At 61.1% G+C, this 19,685-nt stretch carries 16 protein-coding genes; 14 read left to right on the forward strand and 2 right to left on the reverse strand.

Annotation, left to right across the window (positions count from 1 at the left end; translation table 11 throughout):
* Positions 1-200 precede the first annotated feature (200 nt).
* The 5 genes from HXS66_RS08700 to HXS66_RS08720 all read left to right on the forward strand — a co-directional run bounded on the left by HXS66_RS08700 (position 201) and on the right by HXS66_RS08720 (position 7,611).
* On the forward strand, positions 201-1,316 hold the full coding sequence (locus HXS66_RS08700; protein WP_176503311.1) for an ABC transporter substrate-binding protein: 1,116 nt from the start codon (positions 201-203) through the stop codon (positions 1,314-1,316).
* Positions 1,317-1,560: 244 nt separating this feature from the next.
* Complete coding sequence (locus tag HXS66_RS08705; protein WP_176503312.1) at positions 1,561-2,673, forward strand: ABC transporter substrate-binding protein; 1,113 nt, start codon at positions 1,561-1,563, stop codon at positions 2,671-2,673.
* A 136-nt stretch (positions 2,674-2,809) separates the two neighbouring features.
* Positions 2,810-5,179 (forward strand): bifunctional diguanylate cyclase/phosphodiesterase, encoded by a 2,370-nt coding sequence (locus HXS66_RS08710; RefSeq protein ID WP_176503313.1) that lies wholly within the window; start codon positions 2,810-2,812, stop codon positions 5,177-5,179.
* 232 nt (positions 5,180-5,411) lie between these two features.
* A complete protein-coding gene (locus HXS66_RS08715) occupies positions 5,412-7,064 on the forward strand; it encodes a nitrite/sulfite reductase (protein WP_176503314.1) in 1,653 nt (550 codons plus the stop codon).
* Positions 7,057-7,611 (forward strand): DUF934 domain-containing protein, encoded by a 555-nt coding sequence (locus HXS66_RS08720; protein WP_084208669.1) that lies wholly within the window; start codon positions 7,057-7,059, stop codon positions 7,609-7,611. Before HXS66_RS08715 ends, HXS66_RS08720 begins: the two co-directional genes overlap by 8 nt.
* Before the next feature lie 139 nt (positions 7,612-7,750).
* Here HXS66_RS08720 and HXS66_RS08725 read toward each other — a convergent pair whose 3' ends face one another.
* Entirely contained in the window at positions 7,751-7,924 is a 174-nt protein-coding gene (locus tag HXS66_RS08725; protein ID WP_077376348.1) for a DUF2970 domain-containing protein, read from the reverse strand.
* Positions 7,925-8,153: 229 nt separating this feature from the next.
* On the opposite strand from HXS66_RS08725, the gene HXS66_RS08730 reads away from it, so the two are divergent.
* On the forward strand, positions 8,154-8,513 hold the full coding sequence (locus HXS66_RS08730) for a hypothetical protein (RefSeq protein ID WP_176493923.1): 360 nt from the start codon (positions 8,154-8,156) through the stop codon (positions 8,511-8,513).
* Between the two features lie 154 nt (positions 8,514-8,667).
* Here the strand turns inward: HXS66_RS08730 and HXS66_RS08735 are convergent, their stop codons facing one another.
* Positions 8,668-8,949, reverse strand: a complete 282-nt coding sequence (locus HXS66_RS08735) for a hypothetical protein (protein ID WP_176503315.1) — start codon at positions 8,947-8,949, stop codon at positions 8,668-8,670.
* 398 nt (positions 8,950-9,347) lie between these two features.
* Here HXS66_RS08735 and HXS66_RS08740 point away from each other — a divergent pair, with 398 nt between their 5' ends.
* The 8 genes from HXS66_RS08740 (at position 9,348) to HXS66_RS08775 (ending at position 19,671) form a co-directional block, all read left to right on the forward strand.
* Positions 9,348-11,591: a cache domain-containing protein gene (locus HXS66_RS08740; RefSeq protein ID WP_176503316.1), complete on the forward strand. Its 2,244-nt coding sequence runs from the start codon at positions 9,348-9,350 to the stop codon at positions 11,589-11,591.
* 311 nt (positions 11,592-11,902) lie between these two features.
* Positions 11,903-12,658, forward strand: a complete 756-nt coding sequence (locus tag HXS66_RS08745) for a FadR/GntR family transcriptional regulator (RefSeq protein WP_176503317.1) — start codon at positions 11,903-11,905, stop codon at positions 12,656-12,658.
* Positions 12,659-12,724: 66 nt separating this feature from the next.
* Positions 12,725-13,873: a galactonate dehydratase gene (gene dgoD, locus HXS66_RS08750; protein ID WP_077376333.1), complete on the forward strand. Its 1,149-nt coding sequence runs from the start codon at positions 12,725-12,727 to the stop codon at positions 13,871-13,873.
* A 96-nt stretch (positions 13,874-13,969) separates the two neighbouring features.
* Positions 13,970-14,767, forward strand: a complete 798-nt coding sequence (locus HXS66_RS08755) for an SDR family NAD(P)-dependent oxidoreductase (protein ID WP_176503318.1) — start codon at positions 13,970-13,972, stop codon at positions 14,765-14,767.
* A complete protein-coding gene (locus tag HXS66_RS08760; protein ID WP_176503319.1) occupies positions 14,764-15,759 on the forward strand; it encodes a 2-dehydro-3-deoxygalactonokinase in 996 nt (331 codons plus the stop codon). Before HXS66_RS08755 ends, HXS66_RS08760 begins: the two co-directional genes overlap by 4 nt.
* A 28-nt stretch (positions 15,760-15,787) precedes the next feature.
* Positions 15,788-16,402 carry a 2-dehydro-3-deoxy-6-phosphogalactonate aldolase gene (locus HXS66_RS08765; protein WP_077376324.1) on the forward strand — a complete coding sequence of 205 codons (615 nt, stop codon included), beginning with the start codon at positions 15,788-15,790 and terminating at the stop codon, positions 16,400-16,402.
* Positions 16,403-16,441: 39 nt separating this feature from the next.
* On the forward strand, positions 16,442-17,398 hold the full coding sequence (locus HXS66_RS08770; RefSeq protein WP_176503320.1) for an SMP-30/gluconolactonase/LRE family protein: 957 nt from the start codon (positions 16,442-16,444) through the stop codon (positions 17,396-17,398).
* Between the two features lie 44 nt (positions 17,399-17,442).
* Positions 17,443-19,671 (forward strand): alpha-galactosidase, encoded by a 2,229-nt coding sequence (locus HXS66_RS08775; RefSeq protein WP_176503321.1) that lies wholly within the window; start codon positions 17,443-17,445, stop codon positions 19,669-19,671.
* Positions 19,672-19,685: the final 14 nt, after the last annotated feature.

Here is a 19,685-nt window from a genome sequence, read left to right on the forward strand (position 1 = left end):
CTGGAGTATGTTGGTCATACTGCAAATCCTTGACATCGGGTGCCGACATGTCGATCACGTCTACATCAGGAGGTTGGATCAAGAGTGCGCGGCGATGGATTCCCGTCGCTTGCGTCATGGCGTTCAGCCCCCCGATTGCCGCTTCCTCAGCCCCCCTCCCACCAGTCCTTGATGTTGCCTCGGCCAGCAGTCACTCGAGCATGACCAGGGTGGCCGACGAGATGCCCCCCACGGCGGCGTCCCTCGCGCCCGGGCGAAATCTGACCGCCGTCTTCGTCAATCCGGGGCTGCCTGGGGAGCGATTCTGGAACATGGTCACGGCGACGATGCAGGCAGCAGCTCGAGACCTGAATGTCTCGCTGGAAGTCGTATATGCCGAGCGAAATCCCATCCTCATGAAACGATTGGCAAGCGCGGCCCTGGCGCGTGCAACACCCCCGGACTACCTCGTGCTGGTCAATGAGGAGCAGGCCGCTTCCGACCTCCTGCCTCTGGCAGATGGCGGCTCATCACATGTCGTGATGCTGTTGAACGGCTTGACCCCGGAGGAGCAAACAACTCACGGCGTCCCGGGCAGTGTCCACCCCTCCTGGATCGCCAGCGTCATTCCCGACAACCATGGTGCCGGGAGAAGGATGGCCAGCGAATTGATTGACGCGGCGCGTATCTATCCGCCCGGTGAAACGCGCCACGGGCTCGCCTTGATCGGCGATACCAGAACGCCAGCCTCCATCGCTCGCAATGCCGGGATGCTGAATGGCTTTGCTGAGCATGATGCCGTCAAGATGACGCGCATTCTCGAGGCACGCTGGAACCTTCCGGATGCTGAGCGGCTCACGCATCACTATCTCCAATGGGCCGAACGCTCGGGATTGCACAATACCCTCATCTGGGCGGCAAACGACGCCATGGCGGAAGGTGCCGTCCGAGCGGTTGAAGCCAGTGGCATGCAGCCGGGCAAGGATGTGCTGATCGCGGGTCTCAACTGGTCGCCCGAGGGCATCGCCATGGTGATGGACAAGCGCATGGTGATGTCAGATGGCGGGCATTTCATGGCGGGAGCCTGGGCGATGGTGATGTTGAGAGACCACGCTGATGACACCCACTGGGCCCCCAGAACCGTGCACTTCCCGATGAGCCCCATCCATCAGGGAAATGTCGATATCTACGGCCCGTTGCTGATCCAGCCGGACTGGGAAACGGTGGACTTCACGCGCTTCAGATTGCAGACAATGGAAGACGACTACGCGTTTGATCCGATGGCAGTGTTGGAGCAGATGAAAGACTCGCCTGCGCCACTCGAACGACAGGACTGATCGAGCAGATCATGGTGCGGCCCCGGGAGAGGAACACGTCAGATCACCCGTCGCCAGGCAGCCCTCTCCCCTTCAGCTCGCCAGCCGCGGGGATCGACTTGCTTCCTGACAGCCTGTCACACGCGATAATGGAGTCATCATGAGATTGACGCGACCTTCACTGGCTTCACGATGTTCGAGGATGTGCCGTGCCCTTGCCCTGTTGGCATTGATGTCCATCTCAACGATGACTCAGGCCGAGAGCTTGCGTCCCATCAAGCAGGTCGTGTTTCTGAATCCCGGATATTCCACGGAAACGTTCTGGGCCCAGGCGATCATCGCTGCCTCGACGACCGCTGAATCCCTGGGGATGCATCTGGAAGTCTTCAGTGCCAGACGCAACACCGACGAATTCATTCGAATGGGAAAGCAGGTATTGAACCGAGAGAGCCCTCCGGATCTATTGATCACCACCAACAACCATGGACTGGCGGTTCCATTGATCGAGATCAGCCATGCCGTGCGCGTGCCCATGATCATCATCGTCAATAGCCTGACCCCCCGCCAGGCCAGAGCGTTGGGCAAGCCACTTGGCCGATATCCCTACTGGCTGGGCAGCGTTTCGCCTGATCATCAGCAAGGGGGGCACGACAGCATGGTGGCACTCATCAATCGCCATGACGTCTTGCATGGCAAGTCGGATGGTCGAGGCATCGCTCTTGTCGGAGGGCTGCATGACGAGGCGACACGACTCCGGGTGCGCGGTGTACAGGACGCGCTTCTCAGAGCCCCCCATCTGTCCCTGGATCGGATATTTCAGGCCAACTGGAGTTATGAGGATGCCTACCGAAAGGTCGAAAGCTACTTGAGACATCAAACAGACGCCCGCCCCCTTCGCATGATATGGGCGGCCAATGACCTGATGGGCATCGCGGCCATTGATGCCCTCAAGCGCAATGGGCTTCGCCCGGGCAAGGATGTCGTCGTGGCTGGCATGGGATGGACCCGTGCCGGAATCGATCACCTGCGCTCAGGAGAGATGGAGGTCAGTGCTGGCGGAGGCGCCCTGGCGACCGCCTGGTCACTGGTCCTGCTCGCCGCGGTACAACAAGGAAGCCTCCAGGCACGTGATATCGGCACTCGCTATTACACCATGGGGATCGCGCTGGCTGGGGACCCGGAGGCCTTTCTGGACAGGATTCCTCTGGAAGTGCTTGCCCTGCAACCGATGGATCATCTAATCAATGAGGTCGCGACACTTCCCCCTGATGCCTCTCCCTTCCTTCCAATGCCCGCTCATGCCGCTTCATCGTCCAGCGTTGCAGCACCGAGTGCATTGACGGCCGTCCATCAGGGAGCACGCCGCCATGCGCAATGACGAGACACAGGACAGGCATCACGACACGACAGAGGCGCATGAGAGTCATGAGAGTCATGAGGGTCATGAGGGTCATGAGGGTCATGAGGGTCATGAGGGCCACGATGCCTCGCCCCTGCGCTGGCGGATATTGCGCGTGCTGGCGCCGCTCATCCTGTTGATCTGTGCAGTCAGCGGCGTCGTGGGTTATTCACTGTATTCAAGTGAAACCATCGAGCACATGCACGAAGATCATCAAGAGATGATGAACATCACGGTTCTGTCCCTGCCAAGTGCGATCTGGAACTTCGATGACGATGTCATTCACGCCTATCTGGAAACGCTGAGCAGTCATCCCAGCGTGCATGCAGTGCGCTACTACAACCATGAGGGCACTCTCGTCGAGGAGATCACCAAGCCGGGCGACGCCCTGGACCCGATGATACATTCCCAGGAGCTGGTCTATCGCAATTCTCTCGTGACGCAGGTCGTGGGGCGACTGGAGATGGAAAGCACCAATGCTCCCTTGCTTGCCAAGCAATACCAGGGAGGAGCGCTACTGTTCGTCATCGCACTCTCGATCATCATCTGCGTTCTGCTGATCGTTTCCTGGCAATTGAAACGCTACGTGATGGTCCCTCTCAACCGGGCGATCGCCAGCATGCGTCAGCTGGAGAATCCGCAGACGGCATTTCGCAGGATCCCGCTCACGCGCTCAAGAGAGATCAACAAGGTCATTGCACAGCTGAATAGCCTGGGCGAGCGCATCTTCATCATGATGGAGGCGCTGCGTGACAACGAAGAGCGCTATCAGCATTTCTATCGCGACACCCCTGCACTGCTCCTGGTGATTGATGCTCACGGTACGGTGCTGGATGTCAGCCAGAGGATGCTCGAGGTAACGGGGTGGAAGCGAGAGCAACTGGTGGGATCGCCCTTCGATACCTTGATCATCGGCCAGAATGCTCATTGTATCGATCGCATCAGCTCGGCGCTTCGCAAGGGGGACGCGTGCGAGAACCAGGTGATGACCCTCAAATGCCTCTACGAAGAGGACCGGCAGGTACAGGTGGTCATCCCGTCGGCCACCAATGACAGCGAACGCGGCACCATGATGCTGTTGTCGGACGTTACCGAATTGAAGCGGACCCAGAAGCGATTGCTGGAGCATGAGCTGATCGACCCGCTGACACAGCTGCCGAATCGTCTGGCCCTGAACTCACACCTTCAGACACTCATCAATGGCGGGGCTCCCTTCGGACTGCTGCTGGTCAACATCGATCGTTTTCACAGCATCAATCACCACCTCGGCCCTGTCGACGGCGACATCCTGCTCAAGGAAGCAGGAGAACGTCTGAAGAGTTGCACTCCAGCCTGGATGGGTCGCTCCGGCGGAGATGAATTCGTCATGACCTGTGACACAAGCGAATTGCGCGCCCTGGCGCGTCGGATTGAACTGGCCTTCTCGACGCCGCTTCTCAAGGCGGGGGAGCCCATCAATCTCAGCCTGAGCAAGGCAGGGCTTGAAGTTCGCCAGGATGATGAGACGCCCAGTCGTCTGATGCGCCTGCTCGAGCGCACTGTCATGGATATCAAGCACAAGGGAGGCAACCAGTACCGACTCTGTGTACGCGACAGCGCTCTGGAGGACGGTGAGCCACTGTTTCTCAAGGAGCGTCTGATTCGCGAGGCCCTGACCAGAGGTTGGCTCTGCCTTTACCTGCAGCCCATCTTCCAGGCGCAAAGTCCTGATCTCGATGCACCAACATTGCTGGGGGCGGAGGCACTGGTGCGTATCCATCACCCAGACCTTGGCTTGATTGGGCCCGATGAATTCATTGCGGCAGCGGAGAAGACGGGGCAGATCATCGATATCGGAAACTGGGTACTGGAAGAAGCAGCCGTCATCTTGAGTGAATGGCAAAAGCAAGGTATCGAGACTCGTTACCTGTCCGTCAATGCCTCTGTCATGCAGTTCAGGGATCAGGGCCTGCTGCACAAGCTCGAATCATTGATCGAACGCCATCCGATACGTCCTCGGCAGCTGATCATCGAAGTGACCGAAAATCTGATGCTCGACAATGAGGACAGCCTGCGCTTTCAGCTGGAGGCGATTCGCAAGCTGGGCGTGAATCTGTCATTGGATGACTTCGGTACTGGCTTTTCATGCCTTTCCTATCTTCACAATCTGCCCTTCGGCACCTTGAAGATCGACCGCTCGTTCGTGATGAACGTACAGACAAGCCGGCGAGACAGGGAGCTTGCACGCATCATCGTCGACATGGGGCATTCGCTTGGCATGCAGGTCGTCGTGGAGGGAATCGAGGCACGGGGTCAGGCAGAGATCTTCAGGGCCATGGGAGTGCGCGCCTTCCAGGGGTATCACTTCGCGCGTCCGATGCCCCTGCAGGCCTTCAATGCCCGGTATTCATCGTCAAGTGAAACCCGCATGTGTCTTCTTCGGGCGGCGACACCCGACGATCAGAACCGCGACGGCCAGATAGGCACGGGCCGTGACGAGGATTGACGCCAGCGACATGATGTCATTCAGGGCTAGACGCGCATATTGCAGCCTCTGGCCTTTTCTTTCGTTCTTGCCGTAGGCACACTCATGACATCTTCTTCATAACCCTATCATCGAAAAGTATGATTATTTATTCTTTTAAAGAATAAAAGATAGGGAGTAAGGTGACCGCAGCATCAACAAGACTCGCATCAGTGGTCGCCCACCTGATGCCCGACCGCAGGACACCCCTGACATGTATCGGTATGACACTTACGACCAGACCCTGGTCGACGAGCGGGTAGCTCAGTTCAAGGACCAGATGGACCGCTATCTGGCCGGCCGCTTGGGTGAGGAAGAATTTCGTCCCCTGCGCCTGCAGAACGGCCTCTACATTCAGCGTCACGCACCGATGCTGCGTATCGCCATTCCCTACGGCATGCTGAGCGCTGCACAGCTGCGCTCACTGGCTGCCATCAGCCGTCGCTATGACCGTGCCTATGGTCACTTCACCACGCGTCAGAATCTGCAGCTCAACTGGCCGAAGCTTGAAGATGTCCCGGCGATCCTCGCCGAGCTGGCCCAGGTCGAGATGCATGCGATCCAGACCAGCGGCAACTGCATCCGCAATACCACTACGGATCAGTTCGCCGGTATCGCGCAAGACGAGACGGTGGATCCGCGTCCCTGGTGTGAGCTGATTCGTCAGTGGTCCACCCTGCACCCGGAGTTCGCCTATCTGCCGCGCAAGTTCAAGATTGCCGTCACTGGCGCCAGCGCGGACCGTGCCGCGATCCAGGTCCACGATATCGGCCTGCGCCTGACACGTGGCGAGGATGGTCGCGTCAAGGCGACCGTGCTGGCAGGTGGCGGCCTCGGTCGTACCCCGATGGTCGGCGATGTCGTGCGGGAAGATCTCGATTGGCAGCACCTGCTGACCTATCTTGACGCCATCGTCCGCGTCTATAACCAGTGGGGCCGTCGTGACAACAAGTACAAGGCGCGCATCAAGATCCTGGTCAAGGCATTGGGCATCGAGGAGTTCCGCCGCCGTGTCGAGGAAGAATGGGCACACCTGAAGGATGGCCCCGAGACACTGACAGATTCGGCGGTTGCCAAGGCGACCGAGTACTTCCCGGAACCGGCGCGTCGTGCCGTCGGCGAGGACGCGATTGCGGCCTACGAGACACTGCGCAGCGAGAACCGAGCCTTTGCCCGTTTCGTGACCAACAATGTCGTCGGCCACAAGGTCCCGGGTTACAAGGCCGTCACCTTGTCGCTCAAGCGCCGTGAACTCGCGCCGGGCGATGTCACCGCTGATCAGATGGACGCCGTGGCCGACCTCGCGGAAGAGTACGGTTTCAGTGAACTGCGTGTGACGCACGAGCAGAACCTGGTGCTGTCAGATGTGCCGGTCGATCAGCTCGAGAATCTCTGGAAGGCGCTGGACGCGCTGGGCATGGCCAACCCGACCGTTGGCACCCTGGCCGACATGATCTGCTGCCCTGGCGGAGATTTCTGCTCACTGGCCAATGCCAAGTCGATCCCGATCGCCCAGGCACTGCAGGATCGCTTTGAAGACCTCGACTTCCTGTATGACCTCGGCCCGCTGGATCTGAACATCTCCGGTTGCATGAACGCCTGCGGCCACCACCACGTCGGCAACATCGGCATTCTCGGTGTCGACAAGAAAGGCCAGGAGTTCTACCAGGTCTCGCTTGGCGGCCGCAGTGATGACAACGCGACCATCGGCAAGATTCTCGGCCCGTCGTTCAATGCCGAGGACATGCCGAACGTCATCGACAAGGTGTTGCAGGTATATGTCGAGCAGCGACTGGAAGATGAGGTCTTCGTCGATACTTACCACCGCATCGGCATGAAGCCGTTCAAGGAGCGGGTCTATGCCTGAGGTGACAGCGGAAATGACGTCAGCACGTGAATTGACTGATCAGCGTCAAGGCGGAGTCATCCGTCAGAACCAGCTGGTCCCCGAGGACGCCTGGCAGGTCGTGCGCCTTGATGAAGACGGTAACCTGCCGAGCTACCAGCAACCTGCCCTGCTGCCTCTGGCACACTGGCAGGCGCTGGTGGACGCAGGTGAAGGGTCTGACCAGCTTGGCCCCTGGCTTGCCAGCGATACCGAGCTGACACCGGAGCTGGGAGAAGCACTTGCCACTGCACCGCTGCTGGCAGTCGATTTCCCCAACTTCAATGATGGGCGTGGCTATACCCTCGCCCGCCTGATGCGAGAGCGGTATGGTTTCCAAGGCGAAATTCGTGCCATTGGCGATGTGCTGGTCGATCAGCTGCATTACATGAGCCGCTGTGGCATCGACGCCTTCCAGCTGCGCTCGGACCAGTATGTGGAAGATGCCTTGTACGCGCTGTCCATCTTCAGCGTGAGTTACCAGACAGGTATCGATCAGACGAGTCCGCTGTTCTCTCGTCGCTGGTAACCCTGACGACTAGCCAATGAAAGGCCCCGTGAGCTGGATGTCACCAGTTCACGGGGCCTTTTCGTTTCAGGTCACCTCTTTCGTTGCAGACCTTGTCGTGGTATCGGCCTATAGCATGGTATCGATGCCTATCGACAGGTCACGCCGCCATCACCGTGGCCAGCAATGCCATGCCCCCGACCAACAGAGCAGCCATCACCAGTCCTACCACCAGAAAGTCCAGCGCATGACCATGCTCGAAGTCACGTTTGCGGTTGGCTTCCTTCTGAACGCCGATGAATGCAGCAAGCACGGATTTGACTTCGTTGATCATGAGCACCTCCCAGAATGACGCATATCAATATGGTGGTGGAACAACGCTGCAAGGCGTGGCGGCAACCCCTGCGGACAACTACGATGAGGTGATGCTGCCTTTCGCGTCACATGCGGACCTGAATTCACTATTGGCCAGAATCTGCTCGAATACCAGTGAATCATGACACGGACGGGACACAAGACAGCAGCTTCCAGTGCATTATCCAGCCGCTGAAGGAGCTATCCTCATGGAACTTTCCGTCGTGCCATCTCTGCCTTTCAAACCCTTGACGGCCCATCCGCTGTCCTGGATGAACCGTCCTGATGATCTCGTGCACCCTCTCGCCCCCTGGATGCGATGCCAGCAGGTCTTCTGGTCGCTGGGGTTGCAGGCCTATCAGCAGGAACTGGCCTTCATTCAGCTCTGTCAACTCAAGGGGCTTGAGATGACTCAGGCGCTATTGGCAGGTGACTGGCAGGAGGCTCGGACCTCGCCTGAATTGCTTGGCAAACTCGCCGGGGATGTCACCGAGCATGCGCTGACTCGCATGAAGCGACTGCAGACATTGAATGAAGAATTGCAGGATGCCATCTGGGAAGAGATCTGACTCGCATGACAGGAGCCTCCCCCGGTCTCCACGCAATGTGCCGGGGGAGAGATCACGCCAGAAATGCACAGCGAAAGGGAGCCTCTGGCGATGGCAAGGAGACTGGCGCCGTGAGGATGGAATGTGACGATTCAGGCAAGGACCATGGATGACATCAATCCGTCCGTGTCTGGAACTCACTGAGATCGCACAGCCAGGCATGTACCGTTTCACGATCCAGCCCGAATTCCGCGATCAGGCTCTCCAGACGCGCATTGAATTCAGCCTCACGCGCTTCAGCCGGGTCCGTTGCCTGGGGGCTGCTTTCTGACGTGGCGGGGGGAGTCGAGGGACGATCCAGCGCATTCAACTCTTCAGCCAATGCCTTTTCAAGTTCATCAAACAAGGCACGCTGCTTGCGGGCGCTTGCGATGACCTTTTCATCATGTCGGTTCATGCATGGTTTCCACTATTGATCTTGTCGACAACAAGAAGAGAGGCTGAAACATTCAAGACAGCAAAATATCACACTATGCCCAAGGCTTCTGCAATGTCATATCGGCGACATGGGGGAGTAACGGAATCAGGAGGCAACCCCTTGGGAAGAAAGCCGCCAGGGAAGTGATATCTTCTTGAAAGCCATGAAGAAGGCGCCTGTCATCATGCCCATTTCCCACCATGCTAGCAAGCACGCAAGGGACGCAGACCCGCCACCTTGAGACGGCAATTCCCAGGCAATCTCCCCATGTTGGGCATGGCGTTGACCAGACGCTCGGTGCGTGATCGACAAGCAACGAACGCTTTGTCGTTGTGGTGTATCCTCAGTGTACGAAAAATACACGGATGATGTATCTGATGATCAAGGATAATGATCTTTCCTCAGACAACACACCACCAGGGCGGTCTTTCCTTGACGCCACGCGAGAATTCGCCGGCCTTTCGATTCGGCACTGGTTGGGGCTGGTAGCGCTCTCAGGCGTGGTGCTAGGCCTGGTGTTGATCATTCTCGAAAGAGACAGCCGCGAGATGGAAGCGCTGCATGCGGCTTCCACGCGTGACCTCATCACGAGCGAGAGGCGTCTGCAGGCAAGCCTGCTGGTCGAGCAGACGCTCGGCGTGATTGCCTCACGGCATCGAGATTACGAACATCGTCTGCAGCGACTGATGATGACGACGATGCGGGCCCCCTTCTTGGGAATCACCCACCTTACCGGTCGAGATCGGTCCTATATCAGTACCGAGCTCCTGCGTCAGTTCCCTGATCTTCGCATCAACCCGGATTGGATCGATATCGTTCAATTGCCGAGCAATCTCTATCCGGATTGGTGGTCCACCGAACTCAATCTGCGCCTGCACACGAGCAATGACATTCCTCACTTCCTGCGTGGCACGGACGCAGGCCTGATCTTCGCCATCCCGAGCCAGCAGGGCCTGGGCAAGGATGGTGAGGTTCGCCGCCCTCGCAACACCGCCTCGACCATCTGGACCCTGATTCATATCGACCCGCAGATGGTGGCATTCCTGGTCGCCAACGAACTTCGTCAATCCCTGCATGCCAGCCTGGACAAGGGAGAGAGTCGCTATGTCTGGATCAATGAAATTCTGGATCCGACGGGCGGCCCCGGCTACGCCCGTCGCCTGATTCACCCGCTCTTGCCCGGCACCGAAGGCACGCTGCTCTCCACCGAGCATCGGGACAGCAGTGGACGCCAGCCTTACAAGACCGAACTCGAGGGTGTCCTGCAGGGAAGTGGCATCTTCTTCGATTACCGCTTCCCCCGCTCCCGTGGGGGGCCTGAGGAAGACAAGACGACCTATGCCGCGCTGTATCCGCCCTTCCAATGGATCGTGGCCAGTGGGGTCTACATGGGCGACATCAACAATGCGGCCCTGACAGCCCACGCGGACATCATGCAGGAGAAAAGCCGTCTGGAGCGCTGGCATCTCCTGCTGACCCTCGGTGCCTGCCTGCTGCTGTTCCTGGCCATCGGTCATGCCCTCTTCCGGCAATCCCGCACACGTCAGCGTCAGATGCGCCAACGCATGGGGCGTCTGGAAAACCAGCTTGAGCAGCGCGGTGAGGACAGGCTGATCAATACCCTGCAGATGATTCGCAATGAACGCTGCCCGCAGCATGAAGGCAATGACCTCATCGTCGCCGAATACGTGACGGCCATCGCCAGAGAGCTGGGGCTTGAAGAGGCGCAGATCAGCGCACTGGAGCGCACGGCCATGCTCCATGACATGGGCCGACTGACACTTCCCGACACGCTGCTCAAGCCGATGGCGCAGCTTCAGTTCGATCAACAACAGTTGTTGCGTCAACAGGCGGATATCGGCAGCCGAGTGTTGAGAGAAGCGCTCAATGCGCCTCTGGAGGCCAGCCTGCTGAGTGAAAGCCAGCACTACATGCCTTACCGCCAGACGGACTCGGAGGCGGCCTTGCTGTCGCGATCTGCCAGTCCCGCGATCCTGGCGCTGGTCGTCCAGGTCCTGGAGCTGGTGAGATACTCGGGCCTGACTCAGGCGGAGGCCATCAGTGAAATCGAGCATTGCGCCTACCAACCCTTTGCGCCGGACATCCTTCAGGCGGCACGCAGGGTGTTGACCCGCAAGCCGCTCCCCAGGGCCGAGCCACGCAGCGCGATTCCCGGCCCGCGTCAGATCGAGCGCCATGCGGATCAGTGGCGTGACCAGACGACCGGTTGCTTCAACCGTGCCTTGCTGGAGACCTTGCTGGCAGGCTTGCTGCATGAAGGGCATGTCACTGTGCAGGGGATAACGCTTCACCATCTCCAGCTCGTCGGGACGCAGTCCCCTCTCACTACGGACCGGCAATTCGGTCCCCATCTGAATGCCTGTTTGTACCCGCTCAAGGTGTTCCATCTGGCCCCTGGCCACTTCGTGGTCCTGGAAGACGAGACCGAGGAAGCCTCGAACGTTCCCGTGCTGACTCCAGCCACTCAGCAGCAATTGAGGAATGTACTCAGGACCTTCGAGACAGACGCGGAACTCGTCACCCGACAGAGACTTCTGTCCGGTGATGAGTCACTCAAGGACTGGCGACATCACATCGATCAGCTGATCGCTGATGACTGATGATTGATGGCAAGGTCTGAGGGGAGTCGACCGATCCCAGCGGCCTGCCCGAAGTCTCGCCATACCCCCTCCCCACCTCTCAAGGCGACCTGGCCTGCCGGCAACGACCAAAGTTGCATTCGTTGAGGCTTGTTCAAATGTCTGACATTTATTAAAGTTCATTCAGACATTTACCGTAGCTTGCCCTGCGCACTACGTCAGCCACGAGGCCTCGCGTGACCATCTCTCGCCCAGACCCACTCTCTGAGACTTCCAGCGATACAGCGCCGGATCAGGATTCCTCTCGCCAGAAAGATTCACTGGCGCCGGCCATGACGGGCTCCAGAAAGCCCGTAGCCAGCATGGAAGCCATCGCTGCCTGCCTGGCGCGTGAAATTCTGGCCGGCACGTTCGAGCCAGACGACAACTTCCCGCGTGAAATGGACCTCTGCAAGCGCTTCGATGCCAGCCGTAACCGGCTGCGCAATGCACTGGCCCAGCTGGTGGGGGCCGGGTTACTGGAGCGCACTGCCGGCCGTGGCACCCTGGTGCGGCCGATGAGCGAATGGCAACTGCTGGATCCACTGATGAGCGACTGGATCAGCGGACTAGAAGGCATCAACCCTGCCCTGATGCGTGAGATCTACGCCTTCCGGCTGTCCGTCGAGCCCTATGTCAGCGCCCTGGCGGCGACCAAGGCCAACGCCCAGGACCTCGCAAGGCTGGAGCGCGCCTTCGAGGGAATGGTCGCGACCGCCAATGACGAGCAGCAGGCAGCTCACAGCGAATTTGACGTGGCGTTCCACGAGGCCATCTACCGCGCCACCCACAACCTGGTGTGGGCCCAGCTGGGTAGCTTGCTGCGCCCTTCCATCAGCCAGTTGATCGAGTCCTCCCAGCAGGCGGCTCAACAGCACGACCAAGCCCATCACCGTGCCAGTCTCGAGCGACATCGCGCCGTGATGGAAGCCATCCGCCTGCGTCAACCGGACATGGCGCGTACCTGTGCCGAGCGCGTGCTGGAAACGGCTGCGCGCGATCTCGGATTCGGCCTTGATCACCCGCGCCTCGAGACGCCGCGCTTCTGACCCACGACTTTTCCTTCTTCAATGCTTTCCAAGCTCGACACGAGCGTCATCCCAAGGAATCTCGACATGAAAATCACTCGACTCAAGACCTGGCAAGTTCCGCCACGCTGGTTGTTCCTCAAGATCGAGACCGATGAGGGCTGCTATGGCTGGGGGGAACCGGTCATCGAAGGGCGCGCCGCCACGGTGGAAGCCGCGGTCCACGAACTGTCGGATTATCTGGTCGGCCAGGATCCGCGCAACATCGAGCACCTGTGGAACGTCATGTACCGCGCAGGGTTCTATCGCGGCGGCCCTATCCTGATGTCCGCGATCGCCGGCATCGACCAGGCCCTGTGGGACCTGAAGGGCCGTGATCTGGGAGTGCCCGTGCATCAGCTGCTCGGCGGCCCGGTGCGCGACAAGATGCGGATGTACGCCTGGACGGGCGGCGATCGCCCGTCAGAGGTCGGCGCAGGTGCCAAGGCGCTGGTCGACCAGGGCTTCACGGCCTTCAAGATGAACGGCACGCCGGAGATGCAGATCGTCGATTCCCACAAGAAGATCGATGACGCCGTGGCGCGTGTCGCCGAAGCACGTGATGCGGTCGGCCCCGACGTGGGGATCGGCATCGACTTCCATGGCCGCGTGCACCGCCCGATGGCCAAGGCGCTGCTGCGGGAACTGGAGCAGTTCCACCCGATGTTCATCGAGGAGCCGGTGGCACCTGAGCACCTGCCCGCGCTCAAGCATATCGCCGAGGGCATCGCGACGCCCATCGCCACCGGCGAGCGCCTGCACACCCGCTTCCAGTTCCGTGACCTGCTGGCGGACGGCATGGTCGATATCATCCAGCCGGATCTCTCCCACTGCGGCGGCATCAGTGAAGGCTTCAAGATCGCGACGCTGGCCTCGGCCTATGACGTGGCCCTGGCACCGCACTGCCCGCTGGGCCCGCTGACGCTGGCGGCTTCCCTGCAGCTGGATGCGGTGTGTCACAACGCCTTCATCCAGGAACAGAGCATGGGCATCCACTACAACAAGGACAACGACGTCCTGGATTACCTGGTCGACAAGGACGCGCTGGCGATCAAGGACGGATTCTGCGCCATTCCCCAGGGTCCGGGGCTCGGGGTCGAGATCGACGAAGCCTTCGTCGAGGAACGTGCCAAGGTCGGGCATCGCTGGCGCAATCCGGTCTGGACCCACGAAGACGGCTCCGTCGCTGAGTGGTAATGCCGAGCAAGCCGCAACGTACACACTGACAACACAGACGCCATGCCAGGACAGGCTCTCAGCCGAGAGTCTGTCACGCTGCAGAAGGGACTCATCATGACCCGTACCGCATCACCCCAGACTGAACTCCCCGCCTTCGCGGACTTTCGCTACCCGGACCTCGCAGGTGCCAGCGTCTTCATCACCGGCGGAGGCTCGGGTATCGGTGCCGCATTGACCGAAGGCTTCCTGGCGCAAGGTGCCAAGGTCGCCTTCGTCGGGTTGTCCGATGCCAGCGAGTTCTGTGACGCCATGGAGGCCCGATACGCCAATCGCCCCCTGTTCATCCGCTGCAACATCCAGGACATCGAGGCATTGCAGGCGGCAGTTGCACAGGCGCGCGAGGCCCATGGCCCGATAGGCGTTCTGGTCAACAATGCGGCCCGCGACACTCGCCATACGCTGGAGGAATGGACGGTGGAGCAGTGGGATGAATCCATCGCCACCAACCTGCGCCCCCAGTTCTTCACCGCTCAGGCGGTCGCGGCTGACATGCGGGCACTGGGAGGCGGCGCCATCATCAACCTGTCTTCCAACAGCTACATGCTGGGGCTGGGGGGCTATCCCACCTACGTCACCGCCAAGGCCGGCATCATGGGGCTTACCAAGGCGCTGGCGCGTGAACTGGGGCCAGACGCCATTCGCGTCAACTGTCTGATTCCGGGCTGGGTAATGACGGAGCGTCAGCGCGAGCTGTGGGTCAATGACAAGGACTTGAACGAGTGCATCGACCAGCAGTGCCTCAAGGAAGCGATTCCGGTCGAGGACATGATCAATCCTTGTCTGTTCCTGGCCTCCACCGCCTCACGCATGATGACCGGCCAACCGATGGTCGTGGATGGAGGTCGAGTGTGAGCGCCGTCCATGCCCTCCCCGCCTGGATCGCCGTGGATTGGGGCTCCAGCAATCTGCGTGCCTGGGCGCTGGATGATCAGGATCGGATCATCGCCCAGGCAAGCAGTGCCCGCGGCATGCTGGGTCTGGCGAGCGATGAATTCGAGGATGTCCTGCGGGTGGTGATCAATGACTGGCTGCCCGAGGACTCCACCTCAAGCATGCCGGTGTTGATCTGCGGCATGGCGGGTGCACGCCAAGGCTGGGTGGAAGCGGCCTACCTTCCGGTCCCCGGTGAGCAAGCGCCTGCCATCGATGTCCTGTCTGGCCTGGCAGAGCAGCTGACCCATGTGGCAACGCGCGACAGACGCATCGCCGTCACCATCGTGCCGGGGCTGTGTCAGCACCAGCCGGCCTTTGATGTCATGCGCGGCGAGGAGACACAGCTGGCGGGTCTGGTCGCCGCTCAGCCGGGCTATAGCGGGGCCGTCTGTCTGCCCGGCACCCACGCGAAGTGGGCACAGCTCGAGAACGGTTCGATCACGGGCTTCACCACCTTCATGAGCGGTGAACTCTACAAGCTGCTCAGTCAGGATTCGGTCCTCAAGCACTCCGTGGCGGGAGGGGATCTTGCCGATGAGCCACAGCGTCAGGCATTTCTGGCAGGCATCGATGCGGCCATGGCGGAACCGGCGCGCATGACGGCGGCGCTGTTCGGCATCCGTGCGCGGGATTTGCTCGATGAACGCCTCGATGATGAGGGCTCACGCGCGGCCTTGCTGGGTGCACGGCTTTCCGGTCTGGTGCTGGGCCTTGAGCTGGCCGGTGCCACATGCCTGCAGCCGCAAGGGGCGCTGATCACCTTGATCGGTGATGACACCTTATGCCAGCGCTATCGGATCGCACTCGAGCATCTGGACTATCGCGTCAGCCTGGCCCCCAATGCCGACATGATTCTGGCCGGGCTCGGGCGCATTCATCACGCCTGTCAGACACGCCTCGCCACTGACTGACACCCCCATCTTTCCCCTGGAGACTTCCATGAGCCTTCCCCTGGTTGCCATTCTGCGCGGCGTCACGCCGCAGGAAATCATCGCGATTGCCGACGAGATCATCGCGGCGGGCATCACCCGTATCGAGGTTCCGCTCAATTCGCCCCAGCCGCTGGTCAGCATCGCGGCGCTGGTCAAGCACTGTGCGACGGCCCATGACGGCCAGATCCTCATCGGTGCCGGCACCGTCCTGACGCCGGAGCAGGTGCGGGACGTGCATGGCGTCGGTGGTCGGCTGATCGTGTCGCCCAATGCCGATGTCGAAGTCATTCGCGAGAGCCGCCGACTCGAGATGGTGTCCATGCCAGGCATCGTCACGCCGACGGAAGCCTTCGCGGCCCTCGCCGCCGGCGCCTCAGGTCTCAAGCTCTTCCCGGCGACCCAGGTCGGTATCGTCAACATGAAAGCGATGCTGGCCGTGCTGCCCACAGGCACCGAGCTGTATGCCGTCGGGGGCATCGGCAGTGACAACTTCGCGCAATGGCGTGCGGCGGGTGTCCATGGTGCAGGTCTGGGAACGGCCATCTACACGCCGGGTCTGACGGCTTTTGACGTCGGTGAACGAGCACGCAAGCTGGTCTCCGCCTGGACCGCCGCCGACTGAGCCCGACGGCTCTCCCACAGGATTCACGAGGAGTAACGGATGACACGATCGACCTGCCTGGGCACCGCTGAGCGCCTCGTGGCCAGCCACTGCGAGCTGGGAGAAGGCCCCGGCTGGACACCCGCCACAACCACCCTGCCTGCGCGGGTGCGCTGGCTGAACATCCTCGCCGGCGAGCTGCATCACGCGGCCGCGGATGGCAGTAATCACGTCATCACTCAGCTTGCGCGCCGCACCTCCTATGCGGCGGTCACCCTTGAAGGCGACTACCTGCTGGTCGGGGAAGGCATGCTGTCACGCTGGAACCCCGAGACAGGCGCCGTGGAAGATGTCATGCCCTTCGAGGCGGACGCCATGCCCGCGACACGCAGCAATGATGCCCGAGTGGATACCCACGGCAGTCTGTGGCTCTCGAGCATGGGCTGCAACGCCGAGACCGGAGCTGGCAGTCTCTACCGCCTGCACCGCGGCAAGCTTTGCAAGCTCATGGATGGGCTGACCATTCCCAATGCGCTGTGTTTCTCGCCGGATGGCCGCTTCGCCTATTTCACCGACACCGTTACCGGTCAGGTGATGCGCTGGCCGCTGGACGCCGATGGCTGGCCACTCAAATCAGCAGGTGAAGGGTCAGCAAGTGAAGGGGCGGCAGGTGAATACTACGCTCCTGAGGTCTGGGCCGATCTGCAGGATTGTGGCGGTGGCCCGGATGGCGCCGTGATCGACGCCGACGGCCATATGTGGATTGCGCTCTGGGGGGCCGGCCGCGTGGCAAGGCTGGATCATGACGGCAAGGAAATCGCTCATGCGGCCCTGCCGGTCAGCCAGCCCTCGTGCCCGCTGTTCGGTGGTGAGGGGCTGAGCACGCTGTATATCACCACGGCGCATGAGGGCATGGCCACGCCGGATCATGTGGCGGGTGATGGTGATCTCTTCGCGCTGGACCTGTCAGCACACGGCTTCAAGGGACTGGCAGAAGCGCCGCTGGTGTTGGGCTGACACTGCCATTCCGTCTCTGATTCTTCTTTATTTCTGGACCTCTCATGATGACCGCAGACGCTCCATCCACCCGACCTTCGACAGCGCCCGACGCAACCTGGTCCCCCCAACAGCAGTGGCTGAGCCTGAGCGCCGACGGCATCCAGCTACAGCTGGATCTCGCCGATGGCCTGATCAGGCTGGCCCACCTGGGGCGCATCGCCCCGGTCACGCCAGCCCAGCACCGCCTGATGAGCGCTGCTGCCACGCCCCAGGCAAGCCTCGATCAGCTGCCGCCCAATACCTTGTTCAATGATGCCGGGCTTGGTTTTGCGGGCTATCCGGCCTTGATCGGTGACCGTGATGGGCGTGATTGGCTCACCGACATGCGACTGAGTGAGGTGGCGTGCTCGACCGATTCACTGGGCGCGCATGCCCAGCTGACACTGGCGGATGCCACGAGCGAGCTGGAAGTTCTGCTGTCACTCACGCTCACCATCGAGGGGGTTCTGCGTCAGTCCACCACCCTGCGCAATCCTGGTACGGCCGACTATCGCCTCGAGTGGCTGGCGGCCTGCTGCCTGCCACTGCCGAACCGCTTCGAGCAGTGCCTGAGCTCCGGTGGCCGTTGGGTCCAGGAGTTCACCGAGACACGCCACGCCCTGAGTGAAGGCACCTTCACGCTCGAGAATCGGCGCGGGCGCAGCTCTCACCAGCGTGTGCCCTCCCTCATCGTGGGTACCGAGGGCTTCAGTGAGCAGTCCGGGGAGGTCATCAGCGCGCACCTGGCCTGGAGCGGCAACCATCGACTGCTGGTGGAGCGCCAGTTCGATGGCAGCACGCAACTGCAGCTGGGCGCACTGCTGTTGCCCGGTGAGCAGGTACTGGCCGCCGGGGACAGCGTCACCACGCCGGAAGTCGTCATGGCGTGGTCTGACACGGGCATCAATGGCGCCAGTCAGCGCATGCATCGTACCTTGCGTGCACGGCTTGACTGGCCGACGCCGAACAAGCCTCGCCCGGTCCACGTCAACACCTGGGAGGCCCTCTATTTCGATCACGACGCCGAGCGGCTGGAGGAGCTGGTCACCGCTGCCGGCGACGTCGGCGCGGAACGCTTCGTGCTCGACGATGGCTGGTTCGTGGGCCGCGATGGTGAGCGAGCAGCGCTGGGCGATTGGTACCTGGATCAGGGCAAATACCCCGAGGGACTGGGGCCATTGATCGCGTCCGTCCATGCCCAGGGCATGGAATTCGGTCTGTGGGTGGAACCCGAGATGGTCAATCCGGACAGCGCGCTCTTTCGCACGCATCCCGACTGGATACTGGCGCTGGAAGGCCGTGAGCAGCCACTGGGGCGGTATCAATGCGTGCTGGATCTCACACGCCCTGACGTCACTGACTATCTGTTTGCGCGACTGGATGCCCTGCTCAGCGACTACCCGATCCGCTATCTCAAGTGGGACATGAATCGCGACCTCACCCACGCCGCGACCCAGTCCGGCGAGCGACGCGGCATGCCTGCAGCGCATGCTCAGGTACAAGCGCTCTATGCGCTGCTCGCACGTCTGCGCCAGGCGCACCCTGAGGTGGAAATCGAGAGCTGCGCCTCGGGGGGCGCCCGTACCGACCACGGCATTCTGCGCCACACCCATCGCGTCTGGACCTCGGACTGCAACGACCCGCATGAGCGAACGCACATCCAGCGCGGTGCCAGTCGCTTCCTGCCGCCGGAGCTGCTCGGGGCCCATATCGGGCCGGAGCATGCACATACCACGTCGCGGCGTACCTCCCTTGCCTTCCGTGCCTCCACGGCCCTGTTCGGTCACCTGGGCCTTGAACTGGACGTCAGCCAGCTCGCGCCACGCGAGCGTGGGGAGCTGCGCGTCTGGATCGAGCGCTACAAGGCATTGCGCGGGCTGTTGCATGGCGGCGTGAGCTGGCGTCTGGACTGCCTGGATGACGGCCAGCATGCACATGGCGTGGTCAGCCAGGACGGTGAAGAGGCGATTTACTGCATCAGCCAGCTGGCCATGCCACGCCACGCCGTACCTGCGCCACAGCCGCTGGCAGGGCTCATCGCCGGGCAGCATTATCGACTCGAGCTGCTGGAACTGCCGGAACATCCCGAACGCCGCATGAAGCAGCTGCCGGCCTGGGTGCAGGCCCAGCTCTCGGGGGAGCCCGTCGTCGCCAGTGGCGAGATGCTGATGCGTACCGGGCTTGCCCTGCCGGTGCTCGACCCGGAACAGGCGATCCTGATCCACCTGACGGCGGCACACGACGTTGACTGAGCCTGTGCTCCGGC

Source organism: Cobetia sp. 5-11-6-3 (genome assembly GCF_013374055.1).
GTDB classification, from domain to species: Bacteria; Pseudomonadota; Gammaproteobacteria; order Pseudomonadales; family Halomonadaceae; genus Cobetia; species Cobetia marina.